The sequence below is a fragment of the Streptomyces sp. LZ34 genome, assembly GCF_053890475.1.
The window spans coordinates 3084301-3103115 of the sequence record NZ_CM132680.1 but is presented as its reverse complement, the minus strand read 5'-3'; the positions used below and the strand labels follow the sequence as shown (position 1 = coordinate 3103115).

The window sequence follows — 18815 nt, the reverse complement described above, 5'->3', positions numbered from 1 at the left end:
CTACCGCGCCGCGCCGGCATGGTGGAGTGCCTTGAGCGCCTTGGCGGCGCCGTCGGCCTTGAGGTTCACGAACGCCGGGGTGATCCCGAGGGGCGCCGCGTAGTCCTTGAGCGTCACGGGGCCGTGGACGACCGTGCCGCGGTTGACGTCGCGCCACACTCCGGACGGCAGGAAGATGTCCCGGGTAGCGCCCTGGTCGAGCTTGGGCGCGGCCAGCACGGCCGGACCGAGCATCCACTCGTCGGAGACCGTGTAACTTGCCTCGTCCTTCGGGAAGTCGAAGAACAGAGGCCGCATGATCGGATCGCCTGTCTTCAGCGTCTGCTGCACCTGGTCCCAGATGTACGGGGCCAGCCGCTCGTGCGTGGCGATGGCCGCGCGGTAGAGCTGGACCGTCTCCCGGTCATAGCCGACCCACTCGCCGGTCGTCGCGTCCCGTACGCCGGTGGGCGAGGTCGACGCGTACATGAGTGGCATGAGGGAAGCCGCCTGCGCCCAGCGGACCAGGACCGCCTTGGTGGGCGGCGGATACAGGAGCGAGCCGCCGATCATGTCGGTCTCGACGAACGGGTAACCGACCGTGGATACCGCCAGGTTGGCCGAGACCGAGGCGCGCAGGCCCCCGAAGGTGGTCGGCTTGTCGGCCGTGCGGGTGGCGAAGCCCTTGGCCTGCGCGGCGTTCCACGCGACCCGTAGCCCCGCCCCCTGCTGGTCGAACTCGTCGGCCAGTTCGGTGCCGTAGGTCACGTAGTCGGCACGGGTCGCTCCCGGGTAGGGCGCGCACCGGTCGTCGAAGAAGGCGGTGTCGAACTTGAATCCGGCCACTCCGGATTCGCGCGTCTGCGCCTTCAGATCCTCGGTGTACCACTGCCGCGCGGCCGGATTCGCCAGGTCGATCAGCCCGGTCCGGCGGCCGTTCCACCAGGTGAACAGGCATGGCTTGGACGGGTCGGAGGGGTCCTTCAGCAGATACCCGTGGTCGACGGCGTAGGCGAAGTTGGCAGCGGTCTCGGGCATGTACAGACCGGTCCACATGCCGAGGTCGAATCCGAGGCGGCCGAGTTCCTGGGACAGGGCGGGCAGATCGGGGAAGCGTTCGCCGAAGTCGGCCGCGATCACGCTCTCCTCGACCTGTACCGCGTGCCCGTCGAGTCCCGCGTCGGCCAGCGAACGGGCCCAGTCGATGACGTTGTCCTGATTCTGCTCCGTGTAGAGCTGGGCCCAGGAGTTCCACAGCGGGGTGGCGTATTGCTCGTAGGGGGTGTCGGAGCGCTCGGGTTTGCCGACCAGCTCGATGTGGTCGCGATACACCTCGGCCGGGGTGTCCTCGACGAACACGGTGGAGGCGGCGGGCCGCTCCCCGGTGACGGTGAACTCTCCCAGCCCGTTGCCGCCGGAGTTGATGCGCACGTCCATCGGTTCACCGGTGTCGACCCGCAGCCCGGTGGCGCTCGCGGTGTACCAGAAGGGGGACACCACCTGGTACGACGCCGGGCTGAACCCGGTGTCCACCAGTTGCCCGGAGTCCAGTGGCCACGGCTGGACCGTCTGGTCGCTGTTCTCGCCGTGCCCGTACCAGTGCACAGCGCTGTTCAGGTCGTATGCCGTGCTGAGCGCGTCCGCGGTCGCCCCGGACAGCGACCACTTCACGTCGTACCGGTCGGACCGCAGGGTGATCCTCAGGTCGACGGTGACGCCCGGCAGATCGGTGGCGGCGGTGACGCGCAGGGTGTCGCCGTCGCGGGCGCTGCCGGTGACCTCCCGGACGAGGTACCAGTCACCGCCGATCCGGAACCGGAACGCCCCCGCCGCCGTGGCCAGGACGGTCCGGCCCGCCCGTACCGTGGTGAGGGTCAGCCGGTCCGTCGCGACGCGCAGTTCGTAGCCCGGCGTCGCGAGGTTGATCGTCCCGGTTTCGGCGGCTGCCGGGGCCGCGCCGAGCAGCGGGGCGGCCAGGGCCAGCGCCGCCGAGCAGCGGCGGAGGGTTCGGCTCACACCGGGCATCAGGCACCGCCGCCGCAGGTCAGCTTGGCGTCGGCCCAGTCGGCGTGGTCCAGGGCGTTGCCGTCCCCGGCGTCCGAGACGACGAGTTCGAGCCGGCGCGCGCCTGCCACATCGACGTCGATCTTCTTCGTCGCGGTGTCCCGGTCGACGGTGCCGCTCTCGTAGACGGGCGTTCCGTCGGCGAGGACGGTGTAGGTGACGGTGGCCGGGCCATCGGTGCGGCCGTAGGTCTCCTGGTCGAGGCCGAGGGCCGCGTGGAAGGTGGTGCAGGTGCCGCCGAGCCACACCTGGACGCTGCTGGCGGCGTGGGTACCGAGGCCCTTCTCGTAGACGGTGTCGTGGAGAGTGAGCAGCAGGCCGTCGCCCTCGGCGTTCTCGCCGACGGACTGGTCGCGTTCGACCGGGCCCCAGCCATTGCTGCTGGACTGGAACGGCAGGTCGCTGACGTAGTGTTCGCCGGCCGTGAGCGGCGGTGGCTGCGCTGCCACCACCTCTTCCCCGGTCGCCGAGCCGGGTTTGCCGCGCCGGGTGAAGTCGGCGGTGGCGCCGAGGATCGCGACGGTGCCGGTTTTCTGGGCCGACGGCACGTCGATGGTCCATTTCGCGCTCGCCGAGGCACCGGGTTTCAGGCTGCCGAGCCGGACCGGGCCGGCCGGGGTCGCGGTCCAGCCGTCCGGCAGGTTCGGGCTCAGGGTGAGGTCGTGGAGCGGCTCGCCCTCGTCCGGTACCGAGACCGCGGCCGTCACCTGGTAGCTGCCGCCCGGCTCGACGGCGTCGGGGGCGTCGACGGTCACCCGAGCCGGGGTGGCCGGGTCGGCGTAGGTGGCGGCGTCGTAGGCCGGAGCGGCCACATCGGCGACGCGCAGCGAGGAGGTGACATTGCCGAGGGTGGTGAGACCCACCTTTCCGAGGCCGCCGCTCTTGGCGTCCTCGCTCCACGAGGCGATGGCGATGGTGTTCTTGCCGTCGGCGCGCAGGATGCCGTTGGGAACGGGGAAGGTGTGCTGCGGGCCGGTGTTGTTGACGTAATGGCCTATCAGCCAGCCGTTGACATAGATGAGGGCGCGGTAGTCACGGTCGGGGTTGTCGGCGATGGTGACGCCGACCGACACGTCCTGGCCCTTGGGCAGCTTGGGGTTGAAGGTGGTGCGGTACCAGGCGATACCGGGGGTGGTGTCACTGGTCGGCAGCGTGGCCGCGTCCCAGGAGCGGTCCGGGTAGCCGGGCAGGGTCCAGCCCGCCCGCTCGCCGTACAGACCGCCGTTGTTCATGTGCCCGCGCACGGTGTCGACGGGCTTTTCGCCGCCCCGGGCACCCTGGACGCGCCAGGTGATCTGCGCGTCGGAGCCGGCGAGATACGCCGTGGTCAGCCCGCGCGGCTGCTTGTGGTCGTCGCTGTTCCAGGTGAAGTCCTCGTTGTGGCCCATGGTGCCGACCAGGACGGAGACCACATTGTCCTTGCCCTTGCGCAGCAGACCGTCGGCGAGGGGGAAGGTCCGGCGGCCGGTCTTGCTCGTCCCGGTGAACTTTCCGTTGATCCACACCGAGTACGCGCCCACCGCCCCCGACGAGGTATCGGGGTTGGTGGCGTTCGCGGCGAGGGACAGGGACTTCTCGGTGCCGGTGGCCTTGAAGCGCCCGCGGTACCACACGTAGCCGTAGTGGTAGCCGTACTCGTCCTGGTAGAGCACCGGCAGAGTCCCGGGCGCGGTGGGGTTGTCGGTGGTCAGCTTGTCGGCGTACGTCCAGGACGAGTCGTCGAAGTCCGGGTCGGCCTCGGGCGTTTCGGCCGAAGTCTTCCAGCCGGTCAGCTCGGGGAGGGTGACGTCCTTCGGACCGGGCACCGTGCCGAGCAGGCTGCCGGACGCGGTCGGCTTGACCTTCAGGGGTACGCCGTTCCAGGTGATGCCGCGTACGCCGGGCGGTGCGAAGACCTCCAGCGGCCCCGCCTTCCGGGCGTCCCCGGTGAGTGCGAGCGTCCGGCCGGTGACGGATGCCGTACGGACCAGCTCGGTGCCGCGTTCCAGGACCGGACCGGCTCCCGTGTCCTGCCGCCAGAAATCGGCGGCCTGGTCGTCGGTGCCGATGAGCAGCAGCAGATCGGGGCGGCCGCCGCCCTGAACGAGGATCCGGGTGAGACCGGAGTGGGTGTAGTCCAGCTTCAGGTCGCCGCGCTCGGCGTCCCAGGTGGCGTCGGCCTTGCCGGCGACCACGGTGACCTTGGGCTTGGTGGAGTACCGGAGCATGGTCTGCCCGGGGTCGCCTTCGCCGCCGTACAGCACGGCTTGCGTGCGGTCACCGGTCCGTGTGCTGGTCAGCAGCTCGCTGGTGGAGTAGACGAGCCGCTGCCGGCCGCCGAGGTCGTGGCCGGCGACGAGGATCTTGCCGGTCTTGCCGTTCAGCCGTGCGGTGACCGGATAGGTGCCGTCCGGGGTCGCCCAGTCGAAGGTGGTGGTGGCGTCGGCGGCGGCCATCGGGTCGCCGTGCCGGAGGTAGAGGAACTGGGTGTCGGTGTCCGGGTTGGCGCGGGCTTCGATGTGCACGGCCTCGTTGGACGAGTCGGGCGCGTCGGCCGGATCGGTCGCGGTGAGTGGTCCTGTGGTGGTGTAGAAGAGGCCCTGCCGCTTCATCTCGTCGTAGTCGGCGCCGGTCTGGCGTGGCTCGCTGATCGGTGCGCCGTAGTCATACGAGGTGTAGACCTGTCGCGGGTCGGCGAGCCAGCCCCAGTTGGTGCCGCCGTAGGTCATATAGAGGTTCTCGATCGTCGTGCCCTGCATGACCTCGTGCTTGTTGACGATCTTCTGGTACGCGGGGCCCATCTTCTCCCGGCACTTCTCGTAGCCCGTGTCGCCCCAGGTCTGGAACCAGCCGGTGCCCGCCTCGAAAATCGCCAGCGGTGCGTCGTCCTGCTGCTGCTTGAGGGTGGGCAGCCACCACTCTCCCTTGCAGAAGGAGTTGTACTGGTCCAGCTCGCCGACGAAGTCCAGACCCTCACCGCCCGCGTACTGCGGCATCGGCTCGTTGCCGACGAGGGGCACGGTGATGCCGTCGGCCCGCACTTGTTTGCTCAACTCGACGATGTGGTCCCGGCCTTCCGGGTCGTACAGCTCGTTCTCGACCTGGTAGAGCAGCACCGGCCCGGTGCCGTCGGTGACCTGGCGGCGGGCGAGGATCCGGTCGATCTCCTGGAGCCACTCGCGGGCGGCGTCGAGGTATTCGGGGTCGGTGGAGCGGGCCTGTCCCTTCTGGGTCATCAGCCAGCCGGGGAAGCCTCCGCCGTCCGTCTCGGCGTTGATGTACGGTCCGGGGCGGGCGATGACATAGAGCCCGGCCTCCTCGGCCATGTCGAGCAGCTTGTCGACGTCACGGACGCCGGTGAAGTCGTAACGGCCCTTCGCGGGGGAGTGGTAGGCCCAGTCGAAGTAGATCGAGACGGCGTTCATGCCGCTTGCCTTGATCTTCTGAAGCACATCACGCCACAGGTCGGGGCTGGGGAGCCGCCAGTAGTGGAACTCTCCGGACCATACGAAGAGTCGTTCGCCGTCGACTTTGACGGAGTACTTGTCGTAACTGACCGTGTGGGGCGTGGCCTTGGTGGCTTCGGCGGCTGTGCCCGTGGCGTGGGCGGGCACCGCCGCGGACAGGACCGCGAGCAGTACGGCGGCCAGCGCTCCGGCCAGCAGGGTACGCAGTTGTCCGAATCGGGCGAAGTTCACGAGGTGCCTCCCGCGCAGGTCAGCTTGGCTTCTGCCCAATCGGCGTGGTCGGCGGAGACATCGCCGTCGCCGTCGACCAGCAGGTCCAGCCAGCGGGCCCTGGTCACGTCCACGTCGACGGCGGCGCCGCCCCCGGAGCCGTACAGCACCGGACTGGTGAAGAGCGAGCGGCCGTCGGCGATCACCTGGAAGGAGACGCTGCCGTTGTCGCCGACCTCGTCGTCCACCCCGGTGGTGGCGGTGAACCGGGTGCAGCCGCCGCCGAGGTAGACCCGGATCTGGCTGTTCGCGTGCACGCCGAGGCCCTTGGCGTACGTGGTGCCGCCGATCGCGAGCGGCCGCCCGTCGCCTGCCGCGGACTCGCCGTTGGAGGCGTCCTTCTCGACCGGGCCCCAGCCGTTGACCGCCTTGACCAGGGTCAGGTCGCTCACGTAGGCGTCGGCGGACAGCCCCGGCGGCGGCACCTGAACGGCCCGCTGGCCGGTGACGGTGCCTGAGTGGCCTGTCTGCGTCAGTTGCGCGGTCGCGGACAGGACGGCGTAGTGAACCGGGTCGCCGGGCGGGGTGACGGTATAGGCCGCGGTCACCGTGTCGCCGGGCCGGACCCGGTCGAAACGGGTGGTGTCGTCGGTGGCCGCGGTCCAGCCGTCCGGCACGGTCAGCGCCAGCTTGACATTCCGCGCGGTCGGCGCGTCCTTCGGCACGGTGAGCGTGACGGGGACCTCGGTGGCCGTGCCGGTGCTCAGGAACGGCTCGGCGCCGACGGTGACCCGGGCGCCCGACGTCGGCATGGCGTAGGTCTTGGCGTCGTACGAGGGCGCGTCCACGTCACGGACCTTGGTCCCGCCCGCCGACGCGCCGAGGTCGACGAGGGTCGCGGAACCGGGCCCCGAAGCCTTGTCGGTGGACCAGACGGCCAGGGCGATGGTGTTGCTGCCCTGCTCGCGCAGGATGCCCTTGGGGATGACGAAGCGCGTCTGGGGCCCGGTGTCGGCCAGGTAGCGGCCGATCAGCCAGCCGTTCACGAAGATCTGGGCGCGGTAGTCGGTGTTTCCGCCCTTGGGTTCGGCGAGATCCAACGCGATCGCGTTGTCCTGGCCCCGCGGCAGGTCGAGCCCGGTGGTGGTGCGGTACCACCGTACGCCGGGCCCGGTCTTCCCGGTCTGCCCGGACAGGGTGGTGCGACTCCAGCCGTTGTCGGGGTAGCCCGGCAGCGACCATCCGGCCCGCTCCCCGTACAGCCCGCCGTTGTTGTACGGGCCCCGTGCGGTGTCGACCGGGTTCTCGCCGCCCCGGCTGCCCTGGATCTTCCAGGTGAGGGTGGTGGCCCCGCCGATCACCTCGGCGCCGAGCAGGCCGCGCGGTTCCTTGGAGTAGTCGTGGCCCCATTCCTCGTTGTGGCCCGCGTTCTCGACGAGCACGGAGAGGACGTTGTCGCCTTCCGCATCGAGCGTCCCCGCCGGGATGTCGAAGGTGTGCGCGCCGTCGCCGGAGCTGCCGAGATAGCTGCCGTTGAGCCAGACCGCGTACTGGCCGGTCGGTCCGGTGTTGGCGTTCAGCGCGATCGCGGTCGCCTTCCCTGTGGTCTTGAACCGGCCGCGGTACCAGACGTCGCCGTGGTGGTAGCCGTACTCGTCCATCGCGAGAACGGGCAGCGATCCGTCCAGTTCGGCGTTGTTGGCGCTGAGCCCCGCGGCGGTGGTCCAGGTGGAGTCGTCGAAGCCCGGGGCGGACTCCGGCGCTTCCTCCTTGTATTTCCACGTCGTCAGCTCGGGCAGCTCGATGGGGCGAGGCGCCTGGGTGACGGCGGTCTCGCGGCCGTTCCACGTCACTTTGGTGGCGTCCGCGATGACCTCGATCCTCGCGGCATCGGTGGAGTCGCCGGTCAACTTCAGGGTTCCGTCGTCCAGTTGGGCCGTGCGGACGAGGGACGGGCCACGTACGAGGACCGGGCCCGCGGCGGTGTCCTGCCGCCACCAGTGGGCGGTCTCCGCGGTGTCGGCGATCAGCAGTTCCAGGCCGTTCACCCGCACTCGGGCCAGTCCGTCGTGGGTGTAGTCCAGCCGCAGATCGCCACGTTCGGCATCCCAGGCGGTGGTGACATCGCCGTCGAGCACGGTGACCTTGGGCCGCTTCGTGTACCGCAGAACGGTCTCACCGGCCTCGCCCTCGCGTCCGTACAGCAGCGCCACGTCACGGTCGCCGACGCGGGCGTGCGTCATGATCTCCGAGGTGGAGTAGACGAGCCGCTGATCGCCCAGGTCGTAGCCCGCGACGAGGAGTTTGGCGTCCCGGCCGTCGACCGTGATCGTGCCCTGCTGCGGCACGCGCGGATAGTCGCCGTCCGCGCCGGTCAGGGACAGAGTGGTCTCATCCTTGTCCTTCACCCGGGTGTCGGCGTGCCGGACGGTGAAGAACTGGGTGCCGTCGTCGGGGTTGACCCGCCGGTCGACGCGCAGTGCCTCATCGGAAGGAGTGGGCGCCTCGGCCTTGTCGGTCCGCGCCAGCGAGCGGACCGAGTTGACCAAGTACCCGAGGCGCTTGAACTCCTGGTACTTGTCGGTCAGCTGACGGGACTCGTTGATCGGAGCCCCGTAGTCGTACGACGTGTACACCGCGTTCGGATCGGCGAGCCAGCCCCAGTTGGTGCCTCCGTACGTCATGTAGAAGGACTGGCCACTCACCCCGGCGGCGATGTTCATCTTGCTGAACACCCGGGTGAAGTCGGTGCCGGTGAGCCGCGCGCAGTCCTGGTACCCGGTGCCGCCCCAGGGGTCGAAGGCACCGCCCTGTGCCTCGGGGATGATCAGCGGGGACTCGGGCTTCCACTCGCCCACGTACGAATAGTCCGGCAGGTTCTTCCAGGTGTCGGGTTTCGAGCAGTCGAAGCCCTGCGGGTAGGCGTCGAAGCCGTAGATGTCGGGGGCGCCCTTGCCGCTCACCCAGTTCTTGTTGGCGCCGCCGTCGTTGACGAAGGTGGGCACCTCGATGCCGTCGCTCTTCGCCCAGTCGATGAGCGTCTGCATGTAGTCGGCGTCCTGGCGGCCGCCCTGGTACTCGTTCTCGACCTGGTAGAGGATCACCGTGCCGGTGCCACGGGTGAGCTGGTGGCGGGCGATGATCCGGTTGATCCGGCTCATCCACTCGCGCGCGTCGTCGAGGTAGTCGGCCTCGGAGGTGCGGTTCACGCCTTTTCGCGTCTTCCGCCAGGCCGGGAAGCCGCCACCGGAGACCTCGGCGTTGATGTACGGGCCGGGGCGGGCGATCACATACAGACCCGCGCGCTCGGCCTCGTCCAGCAGCCGTTCCACATCACGGATGCCGGTGAAGTCGTACGAGCCCGGCTTGGCCGAGTGGTAACCCCAGTCGAAGTACAGCGAGACCGCGTTGAATCCGCCGGCCTTGATCTTCTGGAGTACGTCACGCCACGCGTCGGGGCTGGGCAGCCGGAAGTAGTGGAGCTCGGCGCCCCAGATGTACAGGGGCTTGCCGTCGACCTTCACGGAGTACTGGTCGTACGTGACCGTGTGCTCCTGCGTCCGCGGCTCCGCCTGGGCCGGTGTCGCGGCGCCCGGACCGGTCAGGGGAATGACGGTCAGAAGCGCGGCGAGCACCAGGGAGCGCCATCGCCCTCTCATGACGTCAGCCCCTTCACCACGGCCGCCCGCGCGGTCTCGATGTCGGTGACGTCCTTCGTACGGCCGTCGAGGTTCCGGGTCGCCGTGGCGAGGGCCTCGGTCAGAGCGTCGCTGTCGGCGCCACCGGCCTCCTTCTTCCTCAGCTGGGCGATGAGCTCATAGTCCTCGATGCCCTCCTTCAGTTGCTCCCAGCGGATGCTGGACATCGGCCCGTTCTTGCCGGGGTAGACCAGGTATTCGTCGCCCTGGGTGAAGATGTGCACCGGCTGATCGAAGGGGTCGCGGGTCCAGCTGTTGTACGACCAGCGGAGAAACCCATCGAGGTTCCGCTGGGCGGAGATCCACGGCAGCATGCGTGACTCGACGGCGGGAGAGTACGACAGGGTGTTGGGATGAGCCGGTGAGCCGTACACGTAGAAGGTGGTGATCTTTCCGGCCGCGCGCCGCTCCGCCGCCTTCTCCTTCGTCATCGCGTCGATGCCGCCCCAGTCGACGGACAGGTTCGACGCGACGCCCTCCGTGCTGATCGACCCGGCGACGGAGATACGGTCGTCGAAGGCCGGCGCGACCTCGTGGACGAAGTCCTTGACGACCTTCATGGTGTCAATCGGGCGCTCGTCGAACGACAGCCAGGCGTCCTCCAGCCAGCCCTTCGCCTTCAGATGTTTTTCGAAGGCGGGCAGAAACGCCCCCCACGCCTCCCGCCAGCGGTCCCCGCCCAGATCGACGTTCTCGTAGACGGTCTTGCCGGTACGGGTGTCCGTGTAGGTGAGGTGCTCCTTGTCCTGGAACGCCAGCATGGAGAAGGCGCCGATGTCGGGCCCGAGCCCGGCGCGTCTGGTGGTCTGGACGTACTTGTCCCAGCGGGCGAAGTCGAAGGAGAACGTCTTCCCGTCCCAGGTCCAGCCGACCATGCTGGAGTACGGCGTGGCCGTCTGCGACTCCCGGGTGCCCAGCGACCACTGATGGTGCCAGGGGTTGTCGACGATGGTGGTGTTGATGACCTTCTGACCGCGGGAAGCCAGGTCGCGGCTGTAGGCCTCGATCAGCTTCCAGTGCTTGTCGGACCAGAGCTTCACGCCGTGTGCCTGGGCGATGGTCTCCGGCTGCGCCCATACGTCGAGGAAGAAGTTGTAGTCATCGGAGTCGGGCGCGCTCGCGTCCGCGACCTCGATGGTCAGCGGGTAACTGGCCTGGGTACGGCCGTCGGCGTCGACCCTCACCGTGCCCCGGTAGGTGCCGGGCCTGGCCTTCTCGGGGACATGGAAGGTGAACCACAGCGGCTGCGCCGCGTACGCGGGCACGTCCACGGAGGACCGCTCTTCCAGGGGGTCGCCGACCACGTCGGGGTTGCGGTCGCCGGAGACCTCCTTGCCGGAGCTGACCTGGTCGATGGTGGCCGACCAGTCGACCTCGCTCTTGGAACGCTGCACGGGCACGTACTTCACGAACCGGACCTGGGTGTCGTCGCCGGACAGCTTCGCCCCGCCCGGTCCGGTGAGATCGCCGACCACGGCCTTGACGTTGTCGAGATCCTGGCCGGACGCGATCGCCAGCTGCGCCGAGACCTGCTCGTTGCGCACGGCGGAGAGGCTCAGCTCCTTGGTGTCCTTGCCCTGGATGGCGGTCATCGGGTAGCGCGGGACCCGCTCCTCCGCGGAGCCGGCGAAGGACCCGGTGGGCACCCAGGTGATGGTGTCCTTGGTGCCCATGGCGTCGGCGACCTTGACGGTCAGCCAGGTGGTGGTGGCCTTGGAATCGGGGTCGGTATCGGTGGTCGTGCCGGTGACGGCGATCGCGGTGGTGCTCGCGGCCACCACGACACCCGCGACGAAGCCGGCGACGAGCGAGGACGTACGTGCCATGGGTCTGTGTTCCCTCTCTCACGGACATGCACGGGCGTGGCTCCCCGGCAGGCCCCCGGGGAGGATGGGGGGCCTGCCGGGAACGGGCGGTGCACTTGGTCCCTGTGGCGTCAGGAGGTGACGGAGAATCCGCTGAAGACGGCCTCGATGTTCTCGCCGGGGTAGCTGACGTTGGCCGCGCTGGCGACCATCCCGGCGTCACCGGTGCCGGCGGCCGAGGGCACGTCGGCGGTGCCGACCTGCGACCAGGTCTCGCCGTCCTTACTGGCGTACGCGGTGTAGGCGGTGCCGTCCCGGGTCAGCTTCAGATACGCCGGGTGGTAGGTGGAGCCGCCGCCCGCCCAGGTGTCGAGCGCGCCGTCGCCATTGCTGTCGGTCATGAACTCCAGCCCGTACTGCTCGGTCATGACCAGCACCGCGTAACCGCCCTTGCCGGGCGCGGTCAGATCGTTGGCGAGGGCGATCCCCGCCTTGCCGAAGGGTGAGGCGCTGTCCTGGGAGACCAGCTGGGTCCGCACCGTGGCCTTCTCGCCGGCCGCGTCGTCGAGGTAGATGACGCCCTTCTCGTCCTTCCACCCGGACAGGTCCTGACCGCCGGCCCAGATGGCGAACTGGTCCCCGCCCTGGGCGTATCGGGCGTCATCGGTGGTGGCGGTCGTCAGATACGGGGCCGTCACACTGCCCGGGGCCGCCTTGACCTCGGCCCGCACGGTGTCGGAGACCTTCTGGGCCCGGTCGTACGTCACTGTCCCGGTGAGGTCGTGACCGCCCCATTTCGCGTCGGCGGCCGGGGTCACCGTCCAACTGGTCGTGAGCGTTCCACCGGCCTTGAGGGACTTCGCGGTGGTGGGGCCGGCCGCCGTGGCGGTCCAGCCGTCGGGGAGGTCCAGTGCCGCTTGGACGTTCCTGATGGCCCCCGTGGACCAGTTGGTCGCCTCGGTGGTCACCTCGAAGGGGGTGCCGGAGCCGGTGGCCGGGGCGTCCGGGCTGATCAGGACGGAGGCGGCCGGGACGTCGTCGCGCTTCAGCGCCTTGATGGCCTTGGCGGCGCCCTTGGCCTTGAGGTTGACGAACGCCGGGGTGACGCCGAGCGGCGCCGCGTACCCCTTGAGGGTCTTGGGGCCGCGGATCACCGTGCCCTGATTGACGTCGTACCAGGTGCCGGGCGGCAGATGGACGGTCCGGGTGGCGCCGGTGCTCAGCTTGGGCGCGGCGAGCACGGCCGGGCCGAGCATCCACTCGTCGGTGACGGTGTAGCTCTCCTTGTCCTTCGGGAAGTCGAAGAACAGGGGCCGCATGATCGGGTCGCCGGTCTTCAGAGTGGCCTGGACCTGGTCCCAGATGTACGGGGCGAGCTTCTTGTGCGTCTCGATCGCCTGCCGGTAGAGGTCGACCGTCTCCTGGTCGTAGTCCACCTTCTGCCCGGTGGTGGTGTCATTGGTGTCCACTGGTGACGTCGAGGAGTACATCAGCGGCATCAGCGAGGCGGACTGCGCCCATCGCACCAGTACGTTCTTGGACGGTGCGGGCTGGCCGCCGGAGCCGCCGATCATGTCGGACTCGACGAACGGGTAGCCGATGGTGGAGATCGCCAGGTTCTGGGTGGCGGAGGCCCGCAGGGAGTCCCAACCGGTGCCCTTGTCGACCTGGCGGGTGACGAAGCCGGCCTTGTGGGCCGTCTCGTTCCAGTGCACCCGGATGCCCGCGCCCTGGAGGTCGAACTCGTCGGCGAGCTGTGTGCCGAGCTTCTGGTAGTCGGTGGCCTGGTGGCCTTCGCGCGGCGCGCACTTCTCGTCGAAGAAGCGGGTGTCGAACTTCAGCCCGTCGACGTCGTAGTCGCTCATGAGCTTCTTGAGGTTGCCCTCGTACCAGGCCCTGGCGTCGGGGTTGGCCAGGTCGATGATTCCGGCCTGGCCGTTCCACCAGGTCACTTCGCAGGGCTTGCTGGTGTCCTCGGCGTCCATGAGGAGATAGCCGTTGTCGACCGCGTGCTGGTAGTTGTCCGAGTCCAGATTGATCCACAGGGTGACCCAGAGGCCGAAGTCGAACCCCATGTCGTGGATCTTCTTGGACATGCCCTTGGGATCGGGGAAGGTCTTGGGGTCCCAGGTCAGATTGCCGTAGTTCGACTCCCACTTGTCGTCGAGCTGGATGGTGTGCCCGTCAAGACCGTTGTCGTGGAGGTCGGTGGCATAGTCGAGCAGTTTCTCCTGGTCGACCTTTGTGTAGAACTGTGCCCAGGAATTCCACAGCGGCTTGGCGTACTGCTCGTATGTGGCATCGCTCTTGTCCGGCTTGCCGACGATGCCGATGTAGTCGCGGTAGACCTCCAGGGGGGTCGACTCGATGAACACGGTGGCCTTGTAGGTGTCGGGCGACTCGACGGTGAAGCGGCCGAGGCCGTCCTTGTCCTTGTTGAGCGCCACGTCCATGACGTCCCCGGTGTCGACCCGGAGACCGGTCGCGGTGGAGGTGTACCAGAACGGGTCGATCATGTTGTACGAGGCCGGGCCGAAGGTTCCGTGTTCGACCTCGCCTGTGTCGAGCGGCCAGGGCTGGTTGACACCGGGGCCGCCCTGCGGGGTCTCCGCCTCGCCGTGGCCGTACCAGTGGCCCGCCGATGACAGGTCGTAGGCGAGGCCGAGTCGGTCGGGGCTGCCGCCCTCGACGTCCCAGTCCAGCTGGTAACGGTCGGATGTGGGGGTCAGCCGCGCCTTGACGGTGGCGCCGTCGAGCGTGGTGTCGGCGGTGAGGGCAAGGACGCCGTCCTTCCATGCCCAGTCGGTGACCTCGGTCGCGTGCTGCCATTGGCCGCCGGAGCGGAATCGCAGGCCTCCCGTGTCGCCGCCCGCGGTGCTGAGCACGGCTTCTCCGGCGCGCTCGGTGCTGACGGCGAGTTCGTCGGTGGCGATGTCGACGGTGTAGCCGGGGGTCTTCTCGGTGGCCGGCATGGACACGGTGAGGGCATCCGCGCTGCGGGTCACCTTCGGCTGGGCGGCGGTGTCCGCCCGGGCCGGTGTGATGAGGGGTTCGGTCACGGACGGTATGAGCGTCAAGGCCAGCGCGGCGGCCAGGAACGTGCCGAATCTGGCGGTTTCGCGCGGTCTACGGGGGTGGGTGCGCACTCACGTCCTCCTGCGGGGCGGGGCATGGTGTCGTTGAGCAGCACTGCAAGATCATGCTTATTTCTGTTCATGTTCTGGCCATAGGTGTCATCTGTCAACGCTCGCTTCCATGATTTCTTGGCTCCACCCATCGGTCCCGTCGTCCCTGGTGACGGTGGGTTCCCCGGGTCCGCGCCCTGGTTCCTGAGGTCGCGGACCCGGGGAAGGCGGCGGTAAATTCTGCGTGAACCATGCCCGATTCGGGCGGTTCCGCTCCCCTTGCGTGGGTCAGGTGCGAGGGGTGGGCCGGTTCAGGCCAGGATCACCGAGCGGGTCAGATGCGGGGGGTTGTCCGGGTCCAGGCCACGCGCCGTGCCCAGAGCGGCGGCCAGCCGCTGCACCACGATCAGATCGGCCAGCGGGTCGCGCCCGAGGGCCACCAACTGGCCGCCGGTGCGGGCGATCTGCTCGGGCAGGCCGTCGGGAACGGCGGCCGGATCGCCGAACCACCAGGCCACCCGGCCCGGGCCGGTGATGCTGATCGGCCCGTGCCGGTACTCCATCACCGGATAGGACTCCGTCCAGGCGCCCGCCGCCTCGCGCATCTTCAGGGCCGCCTCCTGGGCGATCCCGTACGCCCAGCCCCGGCCCAGGAAGGTGAACTGCTCGGCGCCGAGGAGCGCTTCGGACAGCGGCTCGGCGAGCGCCGACGCCGCCTGTGCCCCCAAGTGGCCGACGTCCTCGCCGAGCAGGGCACGCAGCAGCACCAGCTGCGTGGTGGCGAACCGGGTCTGCACCACCGAGGTCTCGTCGGCGAAGTCGAGCACGACGGCCGCGTCGGCGACCTCCATGACCGGGGTCGCCGGATCGGCGGTGACCGCGACGGTGGGCGTCCTGCCACGCAGTCGGCCGAGCAGCTCCAGCACCTCCGAGGTGGTGCCGGACCGGGTCAGCGCGACCACCCGGTCATAGGCCCGGCCGGCCGGCATCTCCGACGCCGGGAACGCGTCCGTCTCCCCGTGCCCGCCGGATTCGCGGAGCGCCGCATAGGCCTGGGCCATGAACCAGGAGGTCCCGCATCCCACGACGGCGACCCGCTCGCCGGGCCTGGGCATGGCGGCGTACGGCGGGTCGTCCGGACGCCGCGCCAGTTCCGCGGCGCGACTCCAGCACTCGGGCTGGGTGGCGATCTCGATCTCGGTCCGACTCATCAGGGACTCCCGTCTCAGGCGCTGATGGGGCCGCCGGCGTAACCGAGTGGCAACCGGCGGCCCTTGACATCATGCGCGAACCTTTGAGCATGATGGATGTCGATGCTCGATTCTGGCAACTTCCGAGCAGAATCAATCACTCGCTTTGCAGTGAAGGTGGATCCCGTGAAACGGCACCTCGTTGGTATCGCAGCAGCTGTAACCCTCGCCCTGAGTCTCACCGGATGCGGCAAGGGAGGCTCGTCCGGCAACGACTCCGACGGAAAAACGATCAGGTTCGTGGCCGCGAAGTACGACGACGACACCCAGCCCTACTGGGAGAAGCTCATCGACGACTTCGAGGCCGCAAACCCCGGCTACCGGGTCGAGCTGGAGGTCGTCGACTGGGAGCAGATGGACTCCAAGGTCAAGACGTATGTCCAGACCGGGCAGCAGCCCGACATCCTCAACTACAACAAGTTCTCCGACTTGGCCCGAGACGAGCTGATCTTCAAGGCGGAGGATGTCGTATCGCCGAAGGTGCTCGCCGACTTCCTGCCGCTCTTCGCCGACCAGGCGCGGTACAAGGACGTCCAGTACGGCCTGCCGTTCATCTCCAGCGCACGGCTGTTGTTCTACAACAAGGACATCTTCGCCAAGGCCGGCGTCTCCGGACCGCCCTCCAGCTGGGCCGAGGTCGAGGATGCCGCGAAGAAGATGAAGAAGGCCGGGGACATTCCGCTGGGCCTGCCGCTCGGCGCGGAGGAAGCCCAGGCCGAGTTCTCCATCTGGGCCATGAACAACGGCGGCGGCTGGACCGACAGATCGGGCGAGTGGGCGGTCGACCAGCGGGCCAACGTGGAGACGCTGGACTTCCTGCGGAAGCTCACCAAGGCCGGACTGACGCAGCCCAACCCCGAGGTCACCAACCGCAAGGACGTCTTCAACCAGTTCGCCCAGGGGAAGACCGGCATGCTCAACGGCGCCGTCTTCATGCGCAAGGGCTTCATCGACACGGTCGACAAGAACCTCAACTACGGCGTCGCGCCGTTGCCCAGCAAGGACGGTACGACGCACAACACGCTCGGCGTGCAGGACTACCTCGTGGCCTTCAAGAAGCACGAGGGCAAGAACCGCGAGGCGGTCAACAAGTTCCTCGACTTCTTCTACCAGAAGGAGAACGCCTCGAAGTTCCTGTCCACGGAAGGGTTTCTGTCGGTCACCAAGTCGGCCGGTGACGCGCTGAGCTCGGACGCCGCCTACTACAAGCCGTTCGTCAACGCGCTGTCGGGCGCGCGGTTCGCACCCACCGACAACCCGAACTGGGCTGCCGTAGAGGGCGCCGTGAAGCAGCGCATCGGCACCGCCGTGTCGAGCGCCGACCCCGAGAAGGTCCTGAGCGAGATCCAGAAGACCGCCGAGAAGGACGGCTGACGGGGTGGCCGTACAAGACGTCACCCCACACACCGCCGGCGCCTCGCGGGGCCGGGCCCCGGTGGCACCACCGGGGCGGGGATCCCGCCGCACTCGCGGCATCCGGCGCATACGGAGGCTGGAACCGCTGCTGTGGCTCGGCCCCGCCCTCGCGCTGATCCTGGCCGTGGTCATCTGGCCCGTCGTCGAGATGATCCGCACCTCCCTGATGGACATCAGCTCCACCGGCCTGACCCGCGGCTTCGCGGGCGGCGCCAACTACGCCGATCTGTTCGCCGAGCAGGACCTGCCCGGCGTGGTGCTGCGCACCCTGGTCTGGGTGGTCGGCGTGGTCACGGTCACGGTCACGGTCTCCCTGGGCCTGGCGCAGTTGCTGAACGCCCGCTTCCCGGGGCGCCGGCTGGTCCGCTGGGCGCTGATCGTGCCCTGGGCGGCGTCGGTGCTGATGACGGCGCTGACCTGGCGCTGGATGCTCAACAACTTCTACGGCGTCGTCAACCGCGTGCTGATGGACGTCGGAATCCTGGACAAGCCGGTGAACTGGCTGGCCGACCCGGCCCAGGCGTTCGCCTGGATGATGGCCGTGGCGGTCTTCGTCTCCCTGCCGTTCACCGCGTTCGTCATCCTGTCCGGGCTCGGGACGATCCCGGCCGAGGTGTACGAGGCCGCCCGTCTGGACGGCGCGGGACCGGTCCGCACCTATCTCGGCATCACGCTGCCGCTGCTGCGCCCCTCGCTGCTGGTCGCCGTGATCATCAACGTCATCAATGTGTTCAATTCGTTCCCGGTCATCTGGGCGATGACCCGCGGCGGCCCGGGCTTCGCCACCGACACGACCACCACCTATATGTACAAGCTCGCGTTCGACAACCAGTCCGTCGGCGAGTCGGCCGCCATGGCCGTCGTGAACTTCGGGCTGATCCTCCTGGTGGTGCTGGTGTATCTGCGCGTCGTCCGCCGGCGAGAGGAGATGAGCTGATGTCCGCGGTCCCGGCCGAAACCGCAGCCGCCCGGCGGAGACGCCCCCTCAGACTGCGCACCGTACTGCTCACCGCGGTCGGCTGGCTGGTCGCCCTGGTGTTCCTCGCGCCGTACCTCCAGATGCTGGTGACCGCGCTGAAACCGACGCCGGAGCTCATGAAGTCACCGCCCTCCTATCTGCCGTCGCGGTGGGAGTGGTCGAACTTCGCCGACGTCTGGTCACTGAAGGACCCGCCGGTCGCCGACGCCCTGTGGTTCTCGCTGTACGTCGCCGGGATGTCCACGCTCCTCGCTCTGGCCGTGGGGCTGCCCGCCGCGTACTACACGGCCCGCCACCGGTTCCGCGGGCGCGGTGCCTTCCTGCTGCTGGTGCTGGTCACCCAGATGTTCGCGCCGACCGCGCTGCTGGTGGGCATCTACCGGGAGATGGTCAGCCTCGATCTGACCGACACCGCGGAGGGGCTGATCCTGGTCAACGCGGCGTTCAACCTGCCGTTCTGCGTCTGGATCCTCAACGCGTACTTCGCGAGCATCCCCAAGGAACTGGAGGAGGCGGCGTACATGGACGGGGCCGGGCGGTTCGGCGCGCTGGCCCGGGTCACTCTGCCGCTGGCGCTGCCCGGCGTGGTGACCGCACTCGTCTACACGTTCATCGGCGCCTGGAACGAGTACGTCGTCGCCCTCACCATCACCTCGTCCGGCGACCGGACGACGCTGACCAAGGCCATCCCCGGATTCGTCACGGCGTACCAGGAGCAGTGGCAGTACCTCTTCGCCACCTCGTTGATCGCCATCGTGCCGGTCGTCGTTCTGTTCATCTTCGTGGAGCGCTATCTGATCAGCGGTCTGACGGCAGGCGGCGTCAAGTGAGTCACCACGGGAG

General features: G+C 68.7%; 9 protein-coding genes. 3 read left to right on the top strand and 6 right to left on the bottom strand.

All coding sequences use genetic code 11. The annotated features are described in order from the left end of the window. From ACWY4P_RS11610 to ACWY4P_RS11585, 6 genes are all read right to left on the bottom strand, one after another. The gene (locus ACWY4P_RS11610; RefSeq protein ID WP_456210429.1) at window positions 1–2004 is read right to left on the bottom strand and encodes a glycoside hydrolase family 31 protein; all 2004 of its coding nucleotides are present in this window, start codon (window positions 2002–2004) and stop codon (window positions 1–3) included. Beyond that, window positions 2004–5720: a beta-galactosidase gene (locus tag ACWY4P_RS11605; protein WP_456210427.1), complete on the bottom strand. Its 3717-nt coding sequence runs from the start codon at window positions 5718–5720 to the stop codon at window positions 2004–2006. Before ACWY4P_RS11605 ends, ACWY4P_RS11610 begins: the two co-directional genes overlap by 1 nt. Beyond that, window positions 5717–9358, bottom strand: coding sequence for a beta-galactosidase (locus ACWY4P_RS11600; protein WP_456210426.1), 3642 nt, complete (start codon window positions 9356–9358; stop codon window positions 5717–5719). The genes ACWY4P_RS11605 and ACWY4P_RS11600 overlap by 4 nt, the downstream gene beginning before the upstream one ends. Beyond that, complete coding sequence (locus ACWY4P_RS11595) at window positions 9355–11223, bottom strand: glycoside hydrolase domain-containing protein (protein ID WP_456210424.1); 1869 nt, start codon at window positions 11221–11223, stop codon at window positions 9355–9357. Before ACWY4P_RS11595 ends, ACWY4P_RS11600 begins: the two co-directional genes overlap by 4 nt. A gap of 110 nt (window positions 11224–11333) precedes the next feature. Next, on the bottom strand, window positions 11334–14348 hold the full coding sequence (locus ACWY4P_RS11590; RefSeq protein ID WP_456210422.1) for a TIM-barrel domain-containing protein: 3015 nt from the start codon (window positions 14346–14348) through the stop codon (window positions 11334–11336). Window positions 14349–14638: 290 nt separating this feature from the next. After that, a complete protein-coding gene (locus ACWY4P_RS11585) occupies window positions 14639–15538 on the bottom strand; it encodes an SIS domain-containing protein (protein WP_456210420.1) in 900 nt (299 codons plus the stop codon). 279 nt (window positions 15539–15817) lie between these two features. Between ACWY4P_RS11585 and ACWY4P_RS11580 the strand changes: the two genes are divergently transcribed. Genes ACWY4P_RS11580 through ACWY4P_RS11570 form a run of 3 tightly spaced genes read left to right on the top strand, consistent with a single transcriptional unit; the run spans window position 15818 to window position 18802 of the window. After that, entirely contained in the window at window positions 15818–16951 is a 1134-nt protein-coding gene (locus ACWY4P_RS11580; protein ID WP_456210418.1) for an extracellular solute-binding protein, read from the top strand. Between the two features lie 4 nt (window positions 16952–16955). Continuing rightward, entirely contained in the window at window positions 16956–17930 is a 975-nt protein-coding gene (locus ACWY4P_RS11575) for a carbohydrate ABC transporter permease (protein WP_456210416.1), read from the top strand. Continuing rightward, window positions 17930–18802 (top strand): carbohydrate ABC transporter permease, encoded by an 873-nt coding sequence (locus tag ACWY4P_RS11570; protein ID WP_456210414.1) that lies wholly within the window; start codon window positions 17930–17932, stop codon window positions 18800–18802. The genes ACWY4P_RS11575 and ACWY4P_RS11570 overlap by 1 nt, the downstream gene beginning before the upstream one ends. Window positions 18803–18815 lie beyond the last annotated feature (13 nt).